Annotated in this window: 22 protein-coding genes, 1 tRNA gene and 1 riboswitch; of the genes, 13 read left to right on the top strand and 10 right to left on the bottom strand. The window is 36.1% G+C overall.

The annotated features are described in order from the left end of the window. Positions 1-50: 50 nt before the first annotated feature. From ACWNMY_RS17465 to ACWNMY_RS17490, 6 genes are all read left to right on the top strand, one after another. Entirely contained in the window at positions 51-1,073 is a 1,023-nt protein-coding gene (locus ACWNMY_RS17465; protein WP_449539530.1) for a glycosyltransferase, read from the top strand. Next, positions 1,066-2,169: a tetratricopeptide repeat-containing glycosyltransferase gene (locus ACWNMY_RS17470; protein WP_449539531.1), complete on the top strand. Its 1,104-nt coding sequence runs from the start codon at positions 1,066-1,068 to the stop codon at positions 2,167-2,169. The genes ACWNMY_RS17465 and ACWNMY_RS17470 overlap by 8 nt, the downstream gene beginning before the upstream one ends. Before the next feature lie 304 nt (positions 2,170-2,473). Beyond that, a complete protein-coding gene (locus ACWNMY_RS17475; protein ID WP_449539532.1) occupies positions 2,474-2,704 on the top strand; it encodes a hypothetical protein in 231 nt (76 codons plus the stop codon). Positions 2,705-2,992: 288 nt separating this feature from the next. Beyond that, complete coding sequence (locus ACWNMY_RS17480) at positions 2,993-3,127, top strand: YjcZ family sporulation protein (RefSeq protein WP_449539533.1); 135 nt, start codon at positions 2,993-2,995, stop codon at positions 3,125-3,127. Between the two features lie 151 nt (positions 3,128-3,278). Further along, on the top strand, positions 3,279-3,533 hold the full coding sequence (locus ACWNMY_RS17485; protein WP_449539534.1) for a stage VI sporulation protein F: 255 nt from the start codon (positions 3,279-3,281) through the stop codon (positions 3,531-3,533). Positions 3,534-3,679: 146 nt separating this feature from the next. After that, complete coding sequence (locus ACWNMY_RS17490) at positions 3,680-3,922, top strand: hypothetical protein (RefSeq protein WP_449539535.1); 243 nt, start codon at positions 3,680-3,682, stop codon at positions 3,920-3,922. A gap of 12 nt (positions 3,923-3,934) precedes the next feature. Here ACWNMY_RS17490 and ACWNMY_RS17495 read toward each other — a convergent pair whose 3' ends face one another. The 5 genes from ACWNMY_RS17495 to ACWNMY_RS17515 form a co-directional block, all read right to left on the bottom strand. Next, entirely contained in the window at positions 3,935-4,609 is a 675-nt protein-coding gene (locus tag ACWNMY_RS17495; RefSeq protein WP_449539536.1) for a DUF421 domain-containing protein, read from the bottom strand. A gap of 172 nt (positions 4,610-4,781) precedes the next feature. After that, positions 4,782-5,204: a GNAT family N-acetyltransferase gene (locus tag ACWNMY_RS17500; protein ID WP_449539537.1), complete on the bottom strand. Its 423-nt coding sequence runs from the start codon at positions 5,202-5,204 to the stop codon at positions 4,782-4,784. Positions 5,205-5,210: 6 nt separating this feature from the next. Then, entirely contained in the window at positions 5,211-5,726 is a 516-nt protein-coding gene (locus tag ACWNMY_RS17505; protein ID WP_449539538.1) for a YjcG family protein, read from the bottom strand. Positions 5,727-5,865: 139 nt separating this feature from the next. Further along, on the bottom strand, positions 5,866-6,591 hold the full coding sequence (locus ACWNMY_RS17510; protein WP_449539539.1) for an alpha/beta hydrolase: 726 nt from the start codon (positions 6,589-6,591) through the stop codon (positions 5,866-5,868). A 98-nt stretch (positions 6,592-6,689) separates the two neighbouring features. Next, positions 6,690-7,919, bottom strand: coding sequence for a dicarboxylate/amino acid:cation symporter (locus tag ACWNMY_RS17515; RefSeq protein ID WP_449539540.1), 1,230 nt, complete (start codon positions 7,917-7,919; stop codon positions 6,690-6,692). Positions 7,920-8,051: 132 nt separating this feature from the next. Beyond that, positions 8,052-8,200, bottom strand: a riboswitch (cyclic di-AMP (ydaO/yuaA leader). A gap of 185 nt (positions 8,201-8,385) precedes the next feature. Here ACWNMY_RS17515 and ACWNMY_RS17520 point away from each other — a divergent pair. Beyond that, positions 8,386-8,458 (top strand) — tRNA-Val (locus tag ACWNMY_RS17520). A 96-nt stretch (positions 8,459-8,554) separates the two neighbouring features. Next, a complete protein-coding gene (locus ACWNMY_RS17525) occupies positions 8,555-9,811 on the top strand; it encodes an ATP-binding protein (protein ID WP_449539541.1) in 1,257 nt (418 codons plus the stop codon). Between the two features lie 54 nt (positions 9,812-9,865). Here the strand turns inward: ACWNMY_RS17525 and sstT are convergent, their stop codons facing one another. The 3 genes from sstT to ACWNMY_RS17540 form a co-directional block, all read right to left on the bottom strand. Then, a complete protein-coding gene (gene sstT / locus ACWNMY_RS17530; RefSeq protein WP_449540480.1) occupies positions 9,866-11,092 on the bottom strand; it encodes a serine/threonine transporter SstT in 1,227 nt (408 codons plus the stop codon). A gap of 350 nt (positions 11,093-11,442) precedes the next feature. Then, positions 11,443-12,120, bottom strand: coding sequence for an SOS response-associated peptidase (locus ACWNMY_RS17535; RefSeq protein WP_449539542.1), 678 nt, complete (start codon positions 12,118-12,120; stop codon positions 11,443-11,445). A 19-nt stretch (positions 12,121-12,139) separates the two neighbouring features. Next, a complete protein-coding gene (locus ACWNMY_RS17540; RefSeq protein WP_449539543.1) occupies positions 12,140-13,399 on the bottom strand; it encodes an ATP-binding protein in 1,260 nt (419 codons plus the stop codon). Positions 13,400-13,770: 371 nt separating this feature from the next. Here ACWNMY_RS17540 and ACWNMY_RS17545 point away from each other — a divergent pair, with 371 nt between their 5' ends. Beyond that, positions 13,771-14,268: a PTS sugar transporter subunit IIA gene (locus ACWNMY_RS17545; RefSeq protein WP_449539544.1), complete on the top strand. Its 498-nt coding sequence runs from the start codon at positions 13,771-13,773 to the stop codon at positions 14,266-14,268. 362 nt (positions 14,269-14,630) lie between these two features. Continuing rightward, positions 14,631-15,893, top strand: a complete 1,263-nt coding sequence (locus ACWNMY_RS17550) for a helix-turn-helix domain-containing protein (protein ID WP_449539545.1) — start codon at positions 14,631-14,633, stop codon at positions 15,891-15,893. A gap of 181 nt (positions 15,894-16,074) precedes the next feature. Here ACWNMY_RS17550 and ACWNMY_RS17555 read toward each other — a convergent pair whose 3' ends face one another. Then, positions 16,075-16,239: a hypothetical protein gene (locus ACWNMY_RS17555; protein ID WP_449539546.1), complete on the bottom strand. Its 165-nt coding sequence runs from the start codon at positions 16,237-16,239 to the stop codon at positions 16,075-16,077. 105 nt (positions 16,240-16,344) lie between these two features. Continuing rightward, on the bottom strand, positions 16,345-16,875 hold the full coding sequence (gene cudC, locus ACWNMY_RS17560) for a choline uptake/conversion transcriptional regulator CudC (protein ID WP_449539547.1): 531 nt from the start codon (positions 16,873-16,875) through the stop codon (positions 16,345-16,347). 312 nt (positions 16,876-17,187) lie between these two features. On the opposite strand from cudC, the gene proV reads away from it, so the two are divergent. From proV to ACWNMY_RS17575, 3 genes are read left to right on the top strand one after another with little or no spacing between them, the layout of a single operon-like run. Then, positions 17,188-18,438 (top strand): glycine betaine/L-proline ABC transporter ATP-binding protein ProV, encoded by a 1,251-nt coding sequence (gene proV, locus ACWNMY_RS17565; RefSeq protein WP_449539548.1) that lies wholly within the window; start codon positions 17,188-17,190, stop codon positions 18,436-18,438. Then, entirely contained in the window at positions 18,438-19,286 is an 849-nt protein-coding gene (locus ACWNMY_RS17570; RefSeq protein ID WP_449539549.1) for an ABC transporter permease, read from the top strand. Before proV ends, ACWNMY_RS17570 begins: the two co-directional genes overlap by 1 nt. Further along, positions 19,286-20,185 carry a glycine betaine ABC transporter substrate-binding protein gene (locus ACWNMY_RS17575; protein ID WP_449539550.1) on the top strand — a complete coding sequence of 300 codons (900 nt, stop codon included), beginning with the start codon at positions 19,286-19,288 and terminating at the stop codon, positions 20,183-20,185. The genes ACWNMY_RS17570 and ACWNMY_RS17575 overlap by 1 nt, the downstream gene beginning before the upstream one ends. The last annotated feature ends 76 nt before the right edge of the window (positions 20,186-20,261 follow it).

The following is a 20,261-nucleotide window of genomic DNA, read 5'->3' on the forward strand; positions in this document are numbered from 1 at the left end:
CATTAACGCGATGATAACCTATAAGAAATAACCGGCAAAGGAGTAAGAGAATGACGCTTAATTCTAATGGTTCGAGCCGCCCTAAAATTGCGGTTTATGGAATTTTTAAAAATGAAGAAAATTTTATTAAAAGATATTTAGAATCAGCGAAAGATGCTGATGAAATTGTACTTTGTGATACAGGTACGACAGACAAAACAAATCAATTAATTGAGGAATTTCGAAAGGAAAATCCAACAGCCCCATTATTTGTATACCGCATTTGTGTTTCACCATGGAGATTTGACGATGCTTTCAATACTGCACTTTCATTAGTTAATCCCGAAATGGATCTTTGTATTGCACTTGGGTTAGATGAGTATTTAATGGAGGGGTGGAAGGAACATATCATAAAACATTATGATCCTACCATTACTAGATACTTTCATAAATTTAGTACGATTTGGCCAGGTGGTGGTAGAAGTCAACATTGGCATGAACGAATTCATAAACGTTTAGGATACCAATGGAAGCTTCCGGTACATGAAATACTTGAGTATGATGGAGAGGAAAAAATTAAACGCTTAAATGATTTTTGGATATATCAAAAACCAGATACAGAAAAATCAAGATCTAGTTATCTCCCACTTTTAGAACAATCAGTTAAGGAGCGGAAGGATGTTTGGAAATCCTGGAGTTTTCTTGCTGGTGAATATTTGAGAATACGAGATTATGATAAAGCGATTTGGGCTACAGATGAAGCACTTAAAATTAATGATAGTGATAAAGGCTATCTTCATAAGTTAAAATACATTATTTATAAGTCACAGAACAAAAAGGATTTAGCATTAATTGAATTAAATCAAGCTATCCCTCACTTGCCTTACAGAAGAGAGATAAGGTTTGAAAAAGCAAAATTTCTACATCAGCTTGGAAGGAATCTAGAGGCATATTTGATGATAAGGGAAGCTGAACAACTCAAACGTAAAATCACAGATTATCACTATAATCAGCATGCCTGGAATGAAGATTTTGAGCAATGGAAAGAAAAACTCTTTGAGCTTGCTAAAAAGGAAGGTCTTGGAAATGAGTAAAAAGTTAAAAGTGGCAGTATATGCGATCTGTAAAAATGAGGAGCAATTTGTAGATAAATGGATGGATTCCATGCAGGAAGCAGATGTAGTTGTTGTAGCTGATACAGGGTCTTCAGACAATACAGTTGAAAAACTAAAAGCTAGAGGAGCATATGTATATTCTATAAAAATTGCCCCTTGGCGATTTGATCTCCCACGAAATATTTCACTAAATTTTGTCCCAGAGGATGTTGACGTCTGTGTAAGTACGGATTTAGATGAGGTATTTGAGCCTGGATGGAGAGAAAAGATTGAAGAGGTTTGGACGGAGAACACTACGAAAATCAATTATATGTACACATGGAAATTCAATGCAGATGGTTCAAGGGGTTCAACCTTTTGGAGGGGGAAAATTCATCGAAGGCGTGGTTATAGATGGGTACACCCGGTACATGAAGTATTGTATTATTATGGTCCAGAAAAAGAAAATATTGTGTGGGAAAGAAATATTCAATTAAATCACTTTCCAGACAATACAAAATCGAGAGGGCAGTATCTTCCGTTACTAGAGTTATCGGTAAAAGAAGACCCTGATTATCTAGTAAATTTATTCTATTTAGGCAGGGAGTATATGTTTTACAATAAATGGGATGAAAGTATGACAACTTTACAAACCTTCCTAAAAAAGCCTGAAGCAACCTGGAAAGATCAAAGAAGTGCAGCTATGAGATTTATAGCAAGAGGACATTTAGAAAAAGGAAATGTTTCAGAGGCAAAGTCATGGTTTTATAACGCGATTGCTGAAGCACCACATTTAAGAGAGCCATATGTAGAGATGGCAAAGCTTGCTCATTCTGAAAAGAACTGGCCACTCGTATATGCAATGGTGGATAATGGTCTAAAAATCACAAATAAGAAAGCCACTTATTTAACTGAGGCCTCCGCTTGGGATTATACACTTTATGACTTAGGGGCATTAAGTTGTTACTATTTAGGAATGCTCGAAAAGTCACTAGAGTTTTCGAACAAAGCATTAGAAATGGCTCCGGAAAATGGAAGGCTGCAGAATAACCACAATCTTATTAATAATGCATTGGAAAAAATCAAACAAAATTAATTAGAATGCCTATTCGTTAATTAAATTTACCCTTACTAAGGCTTGTTCACTAAATTGTTCAGCATGTTCTCCTATCTTAAAAAAGTATATTCAAATGGTGCCAAGATAAAAGGTGATGGAGTAACAGAAGGTCATTGATTTATCATTACCCAGACTTAGATCCGATGTTGATCACAACACGTAGTACAGATAAATAAATGCTCAGAACGCAATCAAGTAAACTCTAAACCACTCAAGTAACATTGTATAAAAACAGGCTCAAATGGCCTGTTTTTATCATTTTATATACTAGGGAGGTGTAGCCGTGAGTCATAAGTTTGAAAAGGAAATTGAACGGTTTGTTTCGGACTACTACAAAGATCATGATGAAGCAATAGGAAAATTAGATAAGTGGGCAAATGAGACTGAAAAAGGATTACGTCAGCTGGATACGCAAGCGGGTAAATTCGAAAAAGAAATGGAAACGAAATTCGAAAAATTAGATAAATGGCTAGCAAAAAGACAAGCTGAGTTAGATAAACAATTAGACAATTGAATGTGAATCAAATGCGCCTTGGCGTATTTGCGCCAAGATTTTTTCGAGCTTGCTCGAAAAACTTCCCTTGAAAATCTGAGGCATCCGCCGGAGGCTTTAACTTTATTCTTTTTGGGTTTGAACCCCCAATGAATGGTATACCTTTAACGAAATCATACCACCACTAATAAAATTGGGAAATACTGCTGAATAAAGTTAAATTCCGCATTAGCCCTGTGTTCCTGTCCTCACATTTTTCAATTCCTCACATATTTTATAATGTACTCTTTTTAAGAGGAGGTGCTAAATATGGGCTACGGATTCGGTGGTTGTGGCTATGGTGGCTACGGTTACGGCGGTGGCTACGGCGGAGGTTCAACATTTGTATTAATCGTCGTATTGTTCATCCTATTAATTATTGTAGGTGCATCTTTCTATAACTAATCACAAATTCCCCCTGTAGAGGTACGAGTCAATCGGCTCGTACTTTCTCTTTTAAAAGGGTAACACAGTGATTTGTATGTTTTTGCAATGGAATCGGCACCACTTACGGGCTGGGCTCATAAGATATATCACAATGTAAGGAGGCTTCGTAATGGATAATAACTTTTTTAAAAATATTGAGAAGAAAACAGGCGTAAACATGCAGGATGTATTCCAGTTAGCAAACTCTTTGCAAAATGCAAATTTTAAGGACGAAAAAACAGTTCGTTCTGTCATTAGAAGGGTTTCACAAATTGCAAATAAGCCAGTCAATAAGCAACTGGAAGATAAAATTGTAAAAAGTATTGTGAGTGGCGATGAAAAGCTAGATTTTAGTACAATTTCAAAAATGATTAATAAGAAATAATGGGGAGGGTCTGGCACTATTGTCAGGCCTTTTTCATAAGAACCCTTATAAAACTGGATTATTCTTCGAAATCTATCATAAATAGAGTAAAACATAATCTTCTGACACTTACATATAAATGAAATAGAATGGAGGTTGTGTAGGTCATGGGATATATCTTACCGATCAACAATGAGCAATACATTCAATATACACACAGGACAACGACATATAAAACAAACTTAATGAAACTGCACCGAGTTAATCCGATTTCATTAAATATGAATTTAAATTCGTATGACATGCATCATATCGAACGAAAACCTATAACAAAAAAGCAAAGCCGATATGTAGATAAGATTCGTGCGCAATATACTGGTAAAGGACTACTTTATAACGAGAGCATATAAAAACAGGAAGGCTTAGTATTCTTGGAGATACAAGCCTTCTTCTTCACGCCATTCTGCATATAACAAATCCTTATGACTCCTCACACCATGTTTTGTCAGCTCAGATTGCAACCATTCTTCTGTAAATCCACTTTCCTTTAGGTTCTCTAAAATTAGCGAACCATCACTTACCAATGTAATAGGGAGATGTACTTTTTGTCCCTGCATATTATGGTCTTTACGCGTAGGAACTTCATATAAGGATCCTTTTAATACACTGATTGAACCGTCTGTTTCTAATATGGCATATTCAGCCTCTCTAAGAGAGAAAACTCCCTTTGATCGAAGCAAATGCTGAAGTTGATTAATATCAAGTTTATTCTTTTTTAGATGATCTTTAATAATTTTACCTTTATGTATAATAATCGTTGGTTTTCCTTCAAGCGCTGATCTTGTACTTCTAAACTTTTGAGTGATAATCTCTATCAAATAAATCAATATACCCCAACTAAGAATAGAAAAGAGGATTTGCAAAGTTCCTATTTTCTCATCATATACTGCATTGCCCACCAGTTCTCCAAGTACTAAAGCAGAAATGAAGTCAAAAGCAGTTATTTGTGTAATTTGGGTTTTGCCTAAAATCTTTGTAAGAACGAGTAAGCCTGAAAGGCCAATCACTAAATCTAATACGATTCTAAAATACTCCATTTGCTCACCCCGTTATATAGGATGAGCGGTATTATATCTTTTTATCCCAAGAATTCTTTTGTTAGACGTATGTTTACGGCATATTCTCTCAAGTTTTAAAAAAACAGGATAAAAAAGAGTGTAGACAAGGTTAAGTACGAACATTTGTCTACACTCTGAATGATATGTTGATTTAGAGTTGCTTAATCATTGTGACATGAGGAATACCTGCATCCATAAAAATCCCTGATACGGTTTCGTAGCCTAACTTTTTATAAAAATTTTCGGCTTGTGTTTGGGCATTGAGTTTTAATTTTGTAAGCCCCTGGCCTTTTGCGATTTCTTCCATTTTGTGCATGATCAAATTGCCAGCACCTTTTTTTCGATGTGATGCTAAGACACAAATTCGTTCAACCTTGCCATATCCATCTAACTCACGGAAACGACCAGCTCCCACAGGCTCTTCTTCATCGTAAAGGACAACGTGTGTTGCTTCATTTTCAAATTGATCAATTTCTTCTTCGAGTGGAACCTTTTGCTCGTCTACGAAGACAATTTTACGTACTGTATATGCATCATCTAGTTCTTTGTTGTTTGTAACAATTTTTGCTTCCATTCTGTTTTAATTTTCCTTTCCTAAGCGAAATGTTTCATACACTGTCCAAGACCCGTTTTCAAGCTGATAGAGAAGGTGGATGCGGTCAATTTGCTCTTTATGCTCAATATTTAGCATCCGTAATTGCCCGAATACATCGGAATGTTCATCACTTGATAGCTTTTGTCCGATTGTAATATGTGGAACAAATGCATACTCTGGTTCACCTGAAAAATAACCGGAATGGAGTGCATTATGTAATTGTTGCAATTCCTCATTAGGATCTACTTTTAGATAGATTACATTATTAACAGGGTAAAATGAACTAACCTTTAACACATTTAATGTAAATGGTTTAGCCTGCTGAGATACTGACTCCAATTCCATTGAGATATCTTTAATTTCATCATCAGACGCCTCAAATGCATTTTTAACTGTAATATGTGGTGGAATTAATGCATAGTGCGGGTCATACCGTTTCCGATAAGAATTTGCAATATCTTGCAGTTTTTTGGATGGGAAGATAACAATGCCATATTTCATTTTATTGCCCTCCTAATGGTAAGTAAGTTTTCAAAACCTGTACCTTGTGAACAAAAGCGGAAAAACTTCACAAAAAAATAGTAATACAATTATATCAAATTTTTAAAATTGAAAGTAGAAACACAATAAAAATTTACAGTTATTTCAACATTTTTGTAAGAGCTCTTGGTAAATCGGGCTGCCAATAGGTCCAAGTATGATTTCCATTAAACTCTTCATAAAAATAAGGGTATCCTTTTTTGATTAGAATGTCGTGTAGCTCTCGATTCGGTGTAAGAAAATCCTCGACTTCGCCTTTTGTTGTTTTTACTTCAATTTCCCCTGTACCAATTACATGGTACAAATCGAGGAGTTGTGGTTCTTGAAAATCTTCAACCTGTTTGATTAAGTTATCATCCACGTAAGGTGATTGCATCATCACCTTTCCAAATGTATGCGGATATTCTAGAGCTGTTAGAAGCGAGACAGTGGCTCCAAGGGAATCACCAATTAAAGCGCGACCTAGCCCCATTTGATAAGTTGGAAATTCATGATCAAGAAACGGTACGAGCTCTTCCCCTAAAAAACGTTTGTATTTATGATGCTGTCCGCCAGTTGGATGGTACTTCTCGCGCCTATCGGCAACACTTTTATAAGGAACACCAGCAATGATCGTGTTACTAATTTGTCCAGTTGCTAGAAGTTCATCTGCTACTCGTGCAAGTCTACCAAGGTTAAAATAATCACGACCATCTTGTGCAATGAGGATATTGTATTTATAGAGAGGGGAGAAGGTTGCTGGTAAATACACGATAAGCTCCATCTCTTCATCTAAAATCTTACTATGTATAGTCATTTCCCTAACTGTGCCTTTATTAACCGTCATCTTTATGTATCCTCCATACTGTTAAAATCAAATAAATTTTGGCGTTTTGCATAAAATGAAAGCGACAGGAACATCATCCTGTCGCTTTTATTATAGTATTAGGCAGTTGCTTTATCCAGACGTTTCTTTTCAGATTCTGCAACATAAACTGCACATGCCGCATCACCAGTAATATTGATTGCTGTTCGCGTCATATCAAGTAATCGGTCAATACCAATAATTAACCCAATACCTTCTGGTGGAAGACCAACAGCTTGGAGAACCATGGCTAGCATAATTAAGCCTACACCTGGAACCCCTGCAGTACCTATACTTGCAAGAACTGCAGTTAAAATAACCACAATAATTTGTGAAAATGACAGATCATAACCGAATACCTGGGCAATGAAAATTGTTGCTACCCCCTGCATAATAGCTGTACCATCCATGTTAATCGTAGCACCTAATGGTTGAACAAAACTACTAATCGGTTCTGGAACCTTTAGATTCTTTTGTGCTGTCTCCATTGAAATTGGAAGAGTAGCACTACTACTTGAGGTACTAAATGCAACCGTCATCGCCGGTGCAAAGCCCTTAATAAACTCAATTGGATTTCGCTTTGCTAAAAATGCTACAGTTCCACCATAGGTGATAACAGCGTGAAGTAGAAGAGCGGCAAGTACAATAAGGAAATAAGCTATCATTGCTTTTATCGCATCATACCCTTGGCTACCGATAGCAGTCGCAATTAATCCAAACGTACCATACGGCGCTGTCTTCATCACTAAATTAACAAGGTACATTAAAACCTCATTAGCTTGTTCAAATAGATTTAATATCCCTTTTGTTTTTTCACCTAAGACAGTTAACGCTAAACCTATAAAGAGTGAAAATGTAATGATTTGAAGCATATTTGCATCATTCATTGCTGTTATTGGATTTGTGGGAATAATACCAATTAATGTTTCCATAAATGGGGGAGCTTCTGTTGCTCCTTCATACGTAGCTCCCTCAGTATCGAAGCCTCCACCAGCACCCGGTTTAAAAAGGGATGCAAGTGCTATACCTATTGAAATGGCAATAGTAGTCGTTGCGATAAAGTACGTAATAGTCTTTGCACCAATTCTACCAAGCTTTTTTGGATCGCCAAGACCAGCAACTCCTAGAGTAATAGATACCAAGACAATCGGTACGACAAGCATCTTAATTAAACTTAGGAAAATTTGACCAAGTGGAACAAAAACCCATGTATTTGCGAATGTAAATAAGTCTGGAGATGTTATATTTAACAGAAAACCAACAACTGCACCCAAACCTAAACCTAATAAAATCTTTTTGGTTAATGACATAAATAACCTCCTCTTGTAATAGTTTTTAATTCGTATTCTGTCAGCAACGGGAAGTTTGCTTACTTTGGAGATATACATATGAAGATACAAAAAGCCACGAGAGAATGCTCGTGGCTATATAGTTTTTGGCAACTATGCTCTCTCCATATGCTTACGAGGTTAGCTGTCGGATTCGGATGAAGAGTATTATCCTACCTTTTAAAAAAGGATTCACCCCGATTGCCCTGTTGGACGTAATGGTTCCCCCGCTTCCCAAATTGGGAATTCAGCGATTATGAAATTGTCATTTAACTTACTTATATATATATAGCCTATAAATCCGGTATATGTCAATATTTTTGGTGGGACAGGGGGACAGGAACCTTGTCCCACCACCATATTTTTACAGGGACAAAAAACCTGATCCCAGAATTTTGATTGACAAATTTTAAAAACAGATGTATATTATGAATTATTCTTATATTATGATTCCGTAGCTCAGCTGGGAGAGCGCCACCTTGACAGGGTGGAGGTCGTTGGTTCGAACCCAATCGGAATCATTAATAAAGGCTCTTGGTAATCAGTGATTATCAGGGGCTTTTTCTATGTATAGTAGATTAGTCACGGAAAAAAACAACATAGGAAAGGTCACTAAAATGAGTATAATTAAGGATTTTTTGTTGCAATTGACAGTTATCGTGATACCTATATTTGTTTATTTCACTTTTATTAAGGAAAGGGTCAAGAGTGATGCAAAGCGTAACGTTCTTATGAGTATATTATGGGGCGTATCGATATTGCTCTGCATGCTTTTCCCAGTAAACTTTGCTGAAAATGCTCGTTTGGACCTTAGAATCATCCCTTTATTATTTGGGAGTCTTTATGGCGGTTTTTGGCCGACCATTATACTATCGCTTATTATCGTACTCTCTCGGCTTTATTTTGGGATAAGCATAGGTTTTACTACTACAGTTCTTGTCTTAGTTGTATCTGTGCCTGTTATATTGTTTTTTCAAAAATTGTTTGATACATCAAAAAAGGAAAAAAAAATCAAGATTGCAGTAAGTCTTTCATTTTACTATTGTGTAGTGGGTATTATTATTTCTGGTATTCTAAGAGGTTTTTCCCTAGACTACCTTAAAATACAAATAGTACATCTTCTTTTTGTGATTGTAGTTATTTATTTCTTCACAATTCTAATTGAAACGATTAGGGACATTCACCAGCTACGTTCAGAAATGCAGGAAATGGAAAAGTTACAAGTGATAAGTGAGCTTACAAGTGTATTCGCTCATGAAATTCGAAATCCAATGCAGGTTACTCGTGGTTATCTTCAACTCCTAAATGAACCTGAATTGTCAGATGAAAAAAAGGAATACATTCAAATATCTATTGAGGAATTAGATCGTGCAAATGAAATCATAACTGAATTTTTATCGTTTGGAAGACCTTTACTAAATGATGAAAAAGTTGACGTGAGTTATCAGTTGCAACGTGTCGTAAATATCGTTCATGGTTATGCACTGAACTACAATGTTGAGATTAAAACTGAGCCCCAAGATAATTGTTGGGTTTATGCGAATCCTCAAAAACTGAACCAGTCTTTTATCAATATTATGAAAAATGCGATTGAATCTATGCCAAATGGTGGAGTTGTACAGGTAACATGTAATACAACTGATGATGGATATATAAAGATTATAATTAAAGATCAAGGAATTGGCATGACTAAAACACAAATTAATAGACTAGGATCTCCGTACTATTCTTTGAAGGAAAATGGGACTGGCCTAGGAATGATGGTGAGTTTTCAGATTGTTCGTTCTTTGAAAGGGAAAATAAAGGTTACCAGTGAAAAGGGTATTGGAACCGAATTTATGATACTTTTACCTCGAGTTCACGTAAACAAATAAAAGGCATTGCCCTGGGCAATGCCTTTTTTAAAACAAAATAATAGTAGGAGAAGCTTACGCAGACTTAATAGCTGTCTCCTTCTTTTCCTTACGCTTTTTTGCATATTCTGCCGTTGCTGTGAAAAGTACGTCAGAAGATGAGTTTAGTGCAGTTTCACAAGAGTCCTGTAATACACCGATGATAAAGCCTACACCAACAACTTGCATTGCCACGTCGTTTGGAATCCCAAATAAACTGGATGCTAAAGGAATGAGTAAGAGTGAACCACCTGCAACACCAGAAGCACCTGCAGCAGATACTGCTGATAATACACTTAGAATAAGAGCAGTAGCAAAATCAACTTCAATGCCAAGTGTATGAACAGCGGCTAGAGTTAAAACAGAAATTGTAACAGCTGCCCCGGCCATGTTAATTGTGCCACCTAATGGGATAGATATAGCGTACGTATCCTTATTTAATCCAAGCTTTTCACAAAGATTCATATTAACGGGAATGTTAGCCGCAGAACTACGAGTAAAGAATGCTGTAATACCACTTTCTCTTAACGTTCTAAAGACAAGTGGATATGGATTTTGACGAGTATATAAGTAAACAATGATAGGGTTAACAACTAATGCAATAAAGAACATACAGCCAAGTAATAGTCCTAGTAATTTCCCATAATCTAGAAGTGCGTCAAGCCCGTTCGTTGAAATTGCATCGTACACAAGTCCCATGATTCCGATAGGTGCTAAACTAATAATCCATTTAACTATAGTGGTGATAGCGTCAGATACATTAGAAAGTAATGTTTTCGTTGTATCAGTTGCATTTTTTAATGCAACTCCTAGTAAAATACCCCAAGCTAATATCCCAATATAATTTGCATTGATTAATGCATTGATTGGATTATCGACAATATTAAATAGGAGGGTTTCAAGCACCTCGATAATTCCACTTGGTGGAGTAACTCCGTCTGCACCTGTAACAAGTGAAAGTCTAACCGGAAAGATAAAACTTGCAACTACAGCTACAAAACCTGCTAGAAATGTACTAATAGCATATAAACCAATAATAGATTTGATATTTGTTTGAGTACCACTCCTGTGTTTAGAAATGGCGCTGATAACAAGGAATAAGACCAATACTGGTGCAACAGCTTTTAAAGCACCCACAAATAATGATCCCAATATGGAAATCCACTTAGCCCCATCAGGTACTAATAAAGCTAGAAGAATACCAATCACAATGCCTGCAAATATTCGAGTTACCAGGCTAATCTGATTCCATTTGTGATACATGTTTTTCACATTGTTTCCTCCTCTTGTTTGCCAACGGCCTTTGATGAGATAATAGAAATTATACTTATAATAATATAATATTTGTAAGTTTAACACGAATTTTGTCAATTGTGAATAAATTTTAAATGATAAAAAATGTTAGAAAACGCTTTCGGTAAACTATGTTATCAATGCTTAAGATTAGAAACTAGACGTGTTGTTTTAGAAAAACATACGTTTAAAATATACTGAGGTAAGGCTATAAGCTGATTTCTCTCAAGTTGATGTCACTAGACTAGCTTTATCAAGTGGAAATATCTTTCTTAAACAAAATAAAAACGACTGCTCATGTGTAGAACAGTCGACATTCGTTAGCAGATCCTTTGAATTAGATTAGGTGAATTATTGCGTGGGGAGTTCACTAATGAGGATACCTCGTAAGCCTCCATCACATCGGCCGGTAATGGTCTAAGTAAACTTGATACTTTAGAGACGTCCTCTAGTGTAGGATCTAGCCATTTATGTTCATCTTCCCTTTTCAAAATGACAGGCATTCGATCATGGATATCACTCATAAGTTCATTAGGAGATGTGGTAATAACAGAGCATGAAAACAATGTGTGACCAGTGGGAGATTTCCATCTCTCCCAAATCCCTGCCATTGCAAATAATTCATCAGATTTTAATTTGATTCTCATCGGTGTTTTTGTATTGTCTGCACCTTTTTTCCATTCAAAAAAACTATCTGCAATTACTAAACAACGTCTTTGCTTAAAGGCTTGCCGGAAACTTGGTTTCTCTGTAAGTGTTTCAGCTCGTGCGTTGATCATTTTGTAGCCAATTTTTTCATCCTTGGCCCATGAAGGAATTAGCCCCCACTTAAGATAACCTAATCGATTGCATGTGCCATCATTAATAACAGATAGAACGGAATGGGAGGGTGCTACATTAAAACTTGGTTCGTATAAATCCTGTTCAATTGCCGCCTCAATGTCGAACCGATTTACTATTTCATCGAACTTTGCAAAAAGCGTAAATCTTCCACACATTCACATCACCTCATTACCTTTAAGAAGGAGGGGGTTGATACATTGGGAGCTTAATAATAAATGAAGTTCCTTTTCCAACCGCACTCTCAACATCAATACTTCCTTTTAATTGATCAATGATTTGAAAACATATTGTTAGTCCAACACCGGTCCCCTTGTCCTTAGTTGAATAAAAGGGTGTTCCAATTCTAGAAAGCTGCTCCTTGCTCATCCCATGTCCATTATCCGTTATTTTTACAATTATATCCTGGTTCTTTGGAAATGCAGTAATTTGTAACAAACCATCCTTATCTATTGCCTCAATTGCATTTTTTATTAAATTAATAAGCACTTGCTTAATTTCATCTTTATTACCATTTATAAATAGCGAATCCTCAATTGAAGATGTAACCTCGATATTTTGGATATTCGTGTAGGATGTCATCAGTTCAACGGTTTTTGTCAATTCTTCACTTATATTAACCACATGTGTACTACTATTATTTGGTTTAGCCAATGATAAATAATCATTAATAATGGATTGAGCACGCTGTAACTCTGAAAGTGTAATATCAATATAACTTCGCTGCTTTTCTGTAATATTTTGATCTTGATTAATTAGCTGTAAAAACCCGTTTACCGTTGTTAATGGATTTCGTACCTCGTGGGCTACAGAAGCAGCCAATTGACTTATCACATTAAGTTTCTCAGAACGTCTTAACTCATTGTGTATCTTTATTTGCTGTTCGAGGTTTTCTATGAGAAGGATAACCAATAGTAATGTAATCCAAGTAATGAAAGAGAAGAGAAGCATGATAAAGATTTGTTCCATTTCATTATTCTTTATCAGTGTAATACCCCTTGTGAGGACAATCACACTATATATGCAACTCAAAGTAAACAGCTTACTATGTAGCATTAGTGAATGAAATCTTTTTTTAAGAAAATAAAAAATAATAATAATAACTGTGTAATTCATAAAGGATAATAATACTCCAGTATCCCCACTAACAAGTAGATAAAACAACATAATTAGAATTACAACCATTCCCTCTAACAACCCGAGATATAGTAATGCTAGGATGATGGGGATAATCCGAAAATCATAACTAAATCCATTTGCATAACTAACTGGAAAAGTCATTGTTAAAAGAAGGATAATTAGAAACATTACTAGTAATTTTCTCGTATGAAGACGTGGTGTAGTGCTCTTGTCTTGAATCACAAGTAAATAATAAAGAAGAATAGGAAATATAACGATAAGTACGTGATATAAGACATGTCCAACATGATCTAGCAAGATACGGTTACCCCTTCCCAAAAGTTTGGAATACAATTCTTTTACATGTTCGACATTTTATTTGATAATCCTTCAATTGTGATTTCTGATTAGACAAAAAAATGCAAATAAGAATAAAATAGATCATAATTCTTTTTTTATGGAAATGGGTATGATACAACTAGTACTGTATTAATTTTATTCAGACAGGTTACAACGTATCGTAATAATAGGGGAAAATGAAAGTAGGTATTCCTATTTAATTTAGCTTCATAATGGCTGGATAAAGTTGAAGCCTCAGATTTTTAAAGGAAGTTTTCAAGCAAAGCTCGTAGAAATCTTGGTGCAAACTACACCAAGGCGCTAGTGATTTTAGTTTTTGGAGGGTTATTATGTTTAAAAAATTATTTGGAAGTAAGAACACGAAGAGTGAAGAAATATTGGTTGCTCCTGCAACAGGGAAAGTACTTTCTTTAGAAGAAGTTCCAGATCCTGTATTTTCTCAAAAAATGATGGGAGACGGACTTGCAATTGATCCCACTGTAGGGGAAATAGTGTCTCCGGTAAAGGGTGAGATTGTTCAAGTTTTTCCAACGAAACATGCAATTGGAATAAAAACAGAATTAGGATTGGAGCTACTCATTCATATTGGACTGGAGACAGTTAATATGAAAGGAGAAGGTTTCACTACTCATATTGAAGTAGGAGACAAGGTTGATGTAGGAAGTAAATTGGTCACATTTGATTTGGATCTTGTAAGAGAAAAAGCTTCTAGTACGATCACCCCAATCGTTATTACCAATTTTGATGCAGTGGAATCATTTGAGAAATTGGGCAATGATCAGTCAACAGCTGGGGCAACAGAACTAGCGAAAATTACAAAGAAATAGGTGAAACGGTCCTCGGTAGGGCCGTTTTTTTCCTATTCTAATAGACGTGGGGATAGTTCAAATTACTCATTTAAGGCTGATTTTTCATATCTATTTTGAATACAGCATATGTTTTTAATAGCTTGGTTGTAAAAACAAGTGAAAATAAGCCATATTTCCTAGTAATAAAAAAAGGGTTTTTACTAGTTTTCTCGAAAGAGTATATAAGTATATGTTCAAAAAGTTGACGAACCTAAATGCATAGAAGGTCAGGGAGATTGCGGTTTTTCGACCGGAGAAATCGAAATGACGCCAAGATTTGAGACTTATCATTTGGTGTTTTTGAACATCCTCTATAACCATTCAATGAGAGGGAATGAATCATGGAGATAGGAAGTAGAATACGTTTCTTTCGAATTCAAAACAATTTGACGCAAGAAGAGCTGGCACAAGAGATTATCTCAATTTCTTATCTTTCTAAAATTGAAAATAACCAAACCTCCGCTAGTATCGAGGTTCTTGAATTGCTATGTGACCGATTGGGAATTAAGCTAATCGAACATGAAGAAATTACAAAACTAAAGGAACTTCACGATTGGTATCACATGATGATAGCTCGAAAAAGAGAAGATGTAGTTACATATTATGAGACCTACGAAAAAGACAAAAACCCGAGCGACTCTAGGGTAGCTATTTTCTTTGTACTCTTTGAGCTACGGTATCTTCTGTTTGTAAACCAATTAGAGAAAGCTGAAGATCAGATCAAGAAAATTGATTTATTTCGAGATATTTTTGATATTAAGATGAATTACTTTTATGAAAAGTTTATTGCTCAATTTTATTATTTGAAAAACCAGTTTTCAATAGCGTCCGAGCATTACAAGATTGCGGAAGATATTTTAACAAGCAGTGTACACTTTGAAAGCTGGGAAACGGCTGATTTGTACTATTATAAAGGGTTAAATAATAACCGAATGGGAAAATTAGCCTTGAGTATTGTATATATTCAAAAAGCACTCGCAATCTATCAATCTCTTTATGATTTAAAAAGAAGTGCAGAATGTCAAATTCTATTAGGAATTTGCTATGAAAAAATTGATGAATTTGAGATGGCAGAAGAGAATTATTTACTCGCAACGAAAGTAGCAGAGGGAATAAAAGATACTTCATTATTAGGATTAATTCAACATAACCGCGGTGTTCTTTTTTCAAAACTCGGAAGGTCAAACGAGGCAATCGAGCAATATCTTTGTAGTTTAGAAAACAAAGAAGAGCATATGGTAGTTAGTAGACTTCGTTCTATCCATGGGATAATTGAAGAATATTATAAAGTTGAAGATGTGAAGAATTGTCGTAAATGGTTGGAAAAGGGATTTGCTTTAGTAGAAAATAATTCGACACTTCCTGAATTTAAGATTCATTTTATTTATTATGATTATTTACTAAATAAATCTGAGAAGCTGACGAAATTTATTGAGAAGGACGCTCTCCCTTATTTTGAAGGAATTGATCATCACCTCCAGGTAGCTTACTATGCGGAGGAACTCGCCAAAAACTATCAAGATCATCATAAATATAAATTAGCAAGTTATTATTTTTCAAAGGCAAATGCCTCTTTGAAAAAGCACAGTCATTTATATCAATAAAAGGAGTGGTAGGTATGAAGAAGTTTTTCTTGTTGTTAATGCTTGGGCTTGTGGTTATTTCAGGTTATCAGTTAAACGAAGGTGTTGCATGGGTAGACAATGATTACCCTGAATCACAAAAGTTTGAAATGTAAATCAAAACAGCTCGACCTTTGTGGTCGAGCTGTTTTTCTATTGTTATCTATAGAAAATGATGAAAATCGGTTTGATCTCTTTTTACTTCATCTACATGCTTTTGAATTTGTCGGGAGTTAGTGTCTTGTTTACTGTTTGATAATCGGTCTAAGATAAACCCTACTAAGAGTATTCCTCCAAAAAAGACTAGTAGCCAGCCCCATAATGGCATTTTCTCACCCCCATACTGTAGGGTATGAGAATGGGACTATACAAATGAAGTTTTCAGGCGTCTTCTTATGTAGACTTAATATAAGAAAAGTTTTGTACATAAATGTTATTTCTTTGGAACAAATGTAAAGATTTCATGTGATTCAAAGCTATCGACTAGCCGATCTAACCAAAAATAATATTCTAGTGCGCTATTTAACTTGGGTATATCGTTTCTTGCTTCCTCTTTAACATCTTCATTTATTTGCTCGTCCTCTAAGAGCTCCTTCAATTCTGTTAACGATTTTTGAATAGCACTCACATTCATGGAAATACCGTTCCTCCATTTAATCGTAAAGAAGTCAATGAAAGTCTGATACCAATCCTCTTCTACTTCATATAGGTCTTTCCGAATCCCTTTTTTCCAAACCTTGTCGACCATTTTCAAATCAACTAAGTTGCGAACAGACGTACTCATACTAGTTTTACTCATCCCTAGTTCTAGCTTCATTTCATCCAGTGTCATCGGTTCATCATGAAAATACATCAGACCCCAGAGTCTACCTACAGAAGGTGTTACCCCGTATAAATTCATATTTTGAGCAATTGCATCAATTACCCGTTCACGCGCTTTTTCTAGCTTATCTTCGCCTTGCAAATATTTCACATCCTACAACAAAAGTGATTGATATATATAGCCTACCCATTTGAACAATGAATGTAAAGAGTAGCAGATAAAAGGATATTGGAGGATTAAGGAGGGATTTTAAGTGTAAAGTATGTAAAGTACGTACAGTTTTAACTTTACGAAGTTTACGGCGGAATATGCCATTTATACCGCTTTGAGTATTTTGGAAATCATTACTACAATTAAAAAGTCATGGTTATTCGGTACTACTTGTTCATTTGGGATCTTTAATGATGTTCAAGGAGCGTTTCTTTTATGATTATGTAAGATTGAGGTGAAAGAATGGAAAGTGAAAAACAGATAAAAATAAAGGTTAACAATGTAACAAAGATCTTCGGTAGACAGCATAAAAAGGCAATCCAGTTACTGAAGGAAGGTAAATCAAAACATGAAATTCTTAAAAGTACAGGCTCTACTGTTGGTGTAAATCAAGCGAGCTTCGAAGTGTATCCCGGTGAAATTTTTGTCATTATGGGCTTGTCGGGTAGTGGGAAATCTACGTTAGTCCGCCTATTAAATAGATTAATAGAACCAACTACTGGTCATATTTATATTGACGGTAAAGATGTTGTTTCCATGAACAAGGAAGAGATACGTGAAGTTCGTCGGAAAAAGCTTAGTATGGTGTTTCAGCGCTTCGCTTTATTTCCTCATAAGACAGTTCTTCAAAATACTGAGTATGGTTTAGAAATTCAAGGAGTATCGAAGCAAGAACGTTCCGAAAAAGCGTTAGAAGCACTTAAGTTGGTTGGTCTTGAAGGCTATGAAAATCAGTATCCAGACCAATTGAGCGGTGGGATGCAGCAACGTGTAGGGTTAGCACGTGCACTTGCCAATGACCCGGACATTTTATTAATGGATGAAGCGTTTAGTGCCTTGGATCCATTGATCCGTAAAGAAATGCAGGATGAACTCATTGAATTACAGGGTTCAATGGAAAAAACAATCGTATTTATAACTCATGACCTTGATGAAGCATTACGAATCGGCGACCGTATTGCCTTAATGAAGGATGGAAACATCGTGCAAATTGGAACCCCTGAAGAAATTCTAATGAACCCATCCAATGAGTATGTAGAAAGATTTGTCGAAGATGTAGACCTGTCTAAGGTTCTCACTGCGGGACATATTGTGAAACGCGCGGAAACTGTTCAGGTTGATAAAGGAGCAAGACTTGCTCTTAAAATAATGAAGGATAATGGTCTTTCTACGGTTTATATCGTTGATAAACAGAATAAGCTTGTTGGTGCAGTTAGTGCAGTGGAAGCTTCAAAGGCTGTTGAGCAAAGTCTGTCATTAACAGATGTTATGGAAACGAATCTAAAAACCGTTGAAACTAGTACATTACTTGTTGATTTATTTGATGATGTTTCACAAGCGACGATTCCAGTTGCTGTTGTGGATGAACAAAAACGTCTTAAGGGTATTGTTATTCGAGGTGCTGTAATTGGTGCACTAGCAGGTAATGATACCTATATTAATGACTTTGGGGCTAAACAACTCCCTCCAAGTAATGAAAGGGAGGCTCTATAATGGAAGGTTTATTACCAAAACTACCTATTGCTGACTGGATTGACAGTTTGACAGATTGGTTAGTTTCTAACTTTGAATTTTTATTCGAAGGGATCGCAGTTGGACTAGAGGGATTCGTTGAGGGAATCGTTTTGGGTCTAGGATTTATCCCATCGATTTTATTGGCACTTATTTTAGGTGTAGTTGCTTGGAAAATTTGCAATTGGAAAATTGCTCTATTTACTCTAATTGGGTTACTTTTAATCGACAATTTAGGCTACTGGGACAATATGCTTGAAACAATTGCACTTGTTTTAACCTCGGTGGGAATATCAATTATTCTTGGTATACCTCTTGGAATATGGGCTTCACAAAGTAAAAGAGTGGGTAGTGTTGTGATACCGATATTAGACTTCATGCAAACAATGCCAGCATTTGTCTATTTATTACCAGCTATTTTCTTCTTCAACATTGGTGTCGTTCCAGGTGTGGTTGCATCTGTTATCTTTGCGATGCCACCAACGATAAGACTGACCATCCTTGGTATCACTCAAGTACCGAAGGATTTAATTGAGGCAACTGAGGCATTTGGATCTACAACCAAACAAAGATTACTAAAGGTTCAAATTCCGTTAGCAATGCCAACTATTATGGCTGGAATTAACCAAAGTATCATGCTAGCACTATCAATGGTGGTCATCGCCTCAATGGTTGGAGCACCAGGATTAGGAGCAGATGTGTACCGAGCAGTTACACAGCTACAAACAGGAACTGGTTTTGAAGCTGGTCTTGCGATTGTTATTGTTGCAATCATTTTAGACCGGATTACTCAAAATATAGGAAAAAATAAACAAGGGGGAACTGTATAATGTTAAAAAAACTAGTAAAAGCATCATTAGCAATTGGATTCACTTTAGGACTTGCTGCATGTGGTGGGGATTCCGAGGAAGCAGGTACTACAGATAAGTCTACAGCGTCAGTCGGAGAAAGTGTAGACTATGAGATTGTTGGGATTGACCCAGGTGCAGGTATTATGAAGGCTACAGCTTCAGCAATTGAAGAATATGGCCTAGAGGATTGGACGTTAATCGAAGGCTCTGGTGCAGCTATGACAGCTTCGTTAAAGAAAGCATATGATAAAGAAGAACCGATTATCATTACAGGTTGGACACCACATTGGAAATTCTCTGCTTTCGATCTTAAGTATCTAGAAGATCCAAAAGGCGTATTTGGTGGGGAAGAAAATATTCATAGTATTGCAAGACTTGGATTAAAGGAAGATTTACCAGGAGTTCATACATTATTGGATCAATTCAATTGGACTGCAGATAATATGGCAAGCGTAATGGTCGAAATTCAAGATGGTGCGAAACCTGAGGAAGCCGCTGCAAAATGGGTCGAAGAGAATGCTGAAAAAGTTGCGGAATGGACTGAGGGTGTACAAGAAGGAAATGGTGAAGAAGTAAAATTAGCATACGTTGCTTGGGATAGTGAAATTGCTAGTACAAATATTGTTGCTAAAGTTTTAACAGATCTGGGTTATGAAGTGAAGATGAGCCAAGTAGAGGCAGGTCCAATGTGGACTGGTGTTGCAGATGGATCAGTTGATGCACACGTTGCCGGTTGGTTACCTATCACACATGCAGACTATGTAGAAAAATTTGACGGGAAATTCGAAGATCTTGGTGCTAACCTTGAAGGTACAAAGATCGGCCTAGTCGTACCATCATACATGGACATCGACTCGATTGAGGACTTGAAAGAATAACCATTTTAAAAATGGGTTAAATGTTACGTAAGAGAAACTGCGCACTCAATATTGAGTGCGCAGTTTTTTTATAAAT

Source organism: Ferdinandcohnia sp. Marseille-Q9671 (genome assembly GCF_976954385.1).

Excerpts from the sequence above, each read along its gene's own strand:
- ACWNMY_RS17495 (WP_449539536.1), bottom strand. The coding sequence starts at position 4,609 with ATGGAGTATTTTAGAATCGTATTAGATTTAGTGATTGGCCTTTCAGGC.
- ACWNMY_RS17490 (WP_449539535.1), top strand. The coding sequence starts at position 3,680 with ATGGGATATATCTTACCGATCAACAATGAGCAATACATTCAATATACA.
- ACWNMY_RS17515 (WP_449539540.1), bottom strand. The coding sequence starts at position 7,919 with ATGTCATTAACCAAAAAGATTTTATTAGGTTTAGGTTTGGGTGCAGTT.
- ACWNMY_RS17485 (WP_449539534.1), top strand. The coding sequence starts at position 3,279 with ATGGATAATAACTTTTTTAAAAATATTGAGAAGAAAACAGGCGTAAAC.
- ACWNMY_RS17510 (WP_449539539.1), bottom strand. The coding sequence starts at position 6,591 with ATGACGGTTAATAAAGGCACAGTTAGGGAAATGACTATACATAGTAAG.
- ACWNMY_RS17470 (WP_449539531.1), top strand. The coding sequence starts at position 1,066 with ATGAGTAAAAAGTTAAAAGTGGCAGTATATGCGATCTGTAAAAATGAG.
- ACWNMY_RS17570 (WP_449539549.1), top strand. The coding sequence starts at position 18,438 with ATGGAAGGTTTATTACCAAAACTACCTATTGCTGACTGGATTGACAGT.
- ACWNMY_RS17535 (WP_449539542.1), bottom strand. The coding sequence starts at position 12,120 with ATGTGTGGAAGATTTACGCTTTTTGCAAAGTTCGATGAAATAGTAAAT.
- ACWNMY_RS17545 (WP_449539544.1), top strand. The coding sequence starts at position 13,771 with ATGTTTAAAAAATTATTTGGAAGTAAGAACACGAAGAGTGAAGAAATA.
- ACWNMY_RS17575 (WP_449539550.1), top strand. The coding sequence starts at position 19,286 with ATGTTAAAAAAACTAGTAAAAGCATCATTAGCAATTGGATTCACTTTA.
- ACWNMY_RS17550 (WP_449539545.1), top strand. The coding sequence starts at position 14,631 with ATGGAGATAGGAAGTAGAATACGTTTCTTTCGAATTCAAAACAATTTG.
- sstT (WP_449540480.1), bottom strand. The coding sequence starts at position 11,092 with ATGTATCACAAATGGAATCAGATTAGCCTGGTAACTCGAATATTTGCA.
- proV (WP_449539548.1), top strand. The coding sequence starts at position 17,188 with ATGGAAAGTGAAAAACAGATAAAAATAAAGGTTAACAATGTAACAAAG.
- ACWNMY_RS17465 (WP_449539530.1), top strand. The coding sequence starts at position 51 with ATGACGCTTAATTCTAATGGTTCGAGCCGCCCTAAAATTGCGGTTTAT.
- ACWNMY_RS17525 (WP_449539541.1), top strand. The coding sequence starts at position 8,555 with ATGAGTATAATTAAGGATTTTTTGTTGCAATTGACAGTTATCGTGATA.
- ACWNMY_RS17480 (WP_449539533.1), top strand. The coding sequence starts at position 2,993 with ATGGGCTACGGATTCGGTGGTTGTGGCTATGGTGGCTACGGTTACGGC.
- ACWNMY_RS17500 (WP_449539537.1), bottom strand. The coding sequence starts at position 5,204 with ATGGAAGCAAAAATTGTTACAAACAACAAAGAACTAGATGATGCATAT.
- ACWNMY_RS17505 (WP_449539538.1), bottom strand. The coding sequence starts at position 5,726 with ATGAAATATGGCATTGTTATCTTCCCATCCAAAAAACTGCAAGATATT.
- ACWNMY_RS17555 (WP_449539546.1), bottom strand. The coding sequence starts at position 16,239 with ATGCCATTATGGGGCTGGCTACTAGTCTTTTTTGGAGGAATACTCTTA.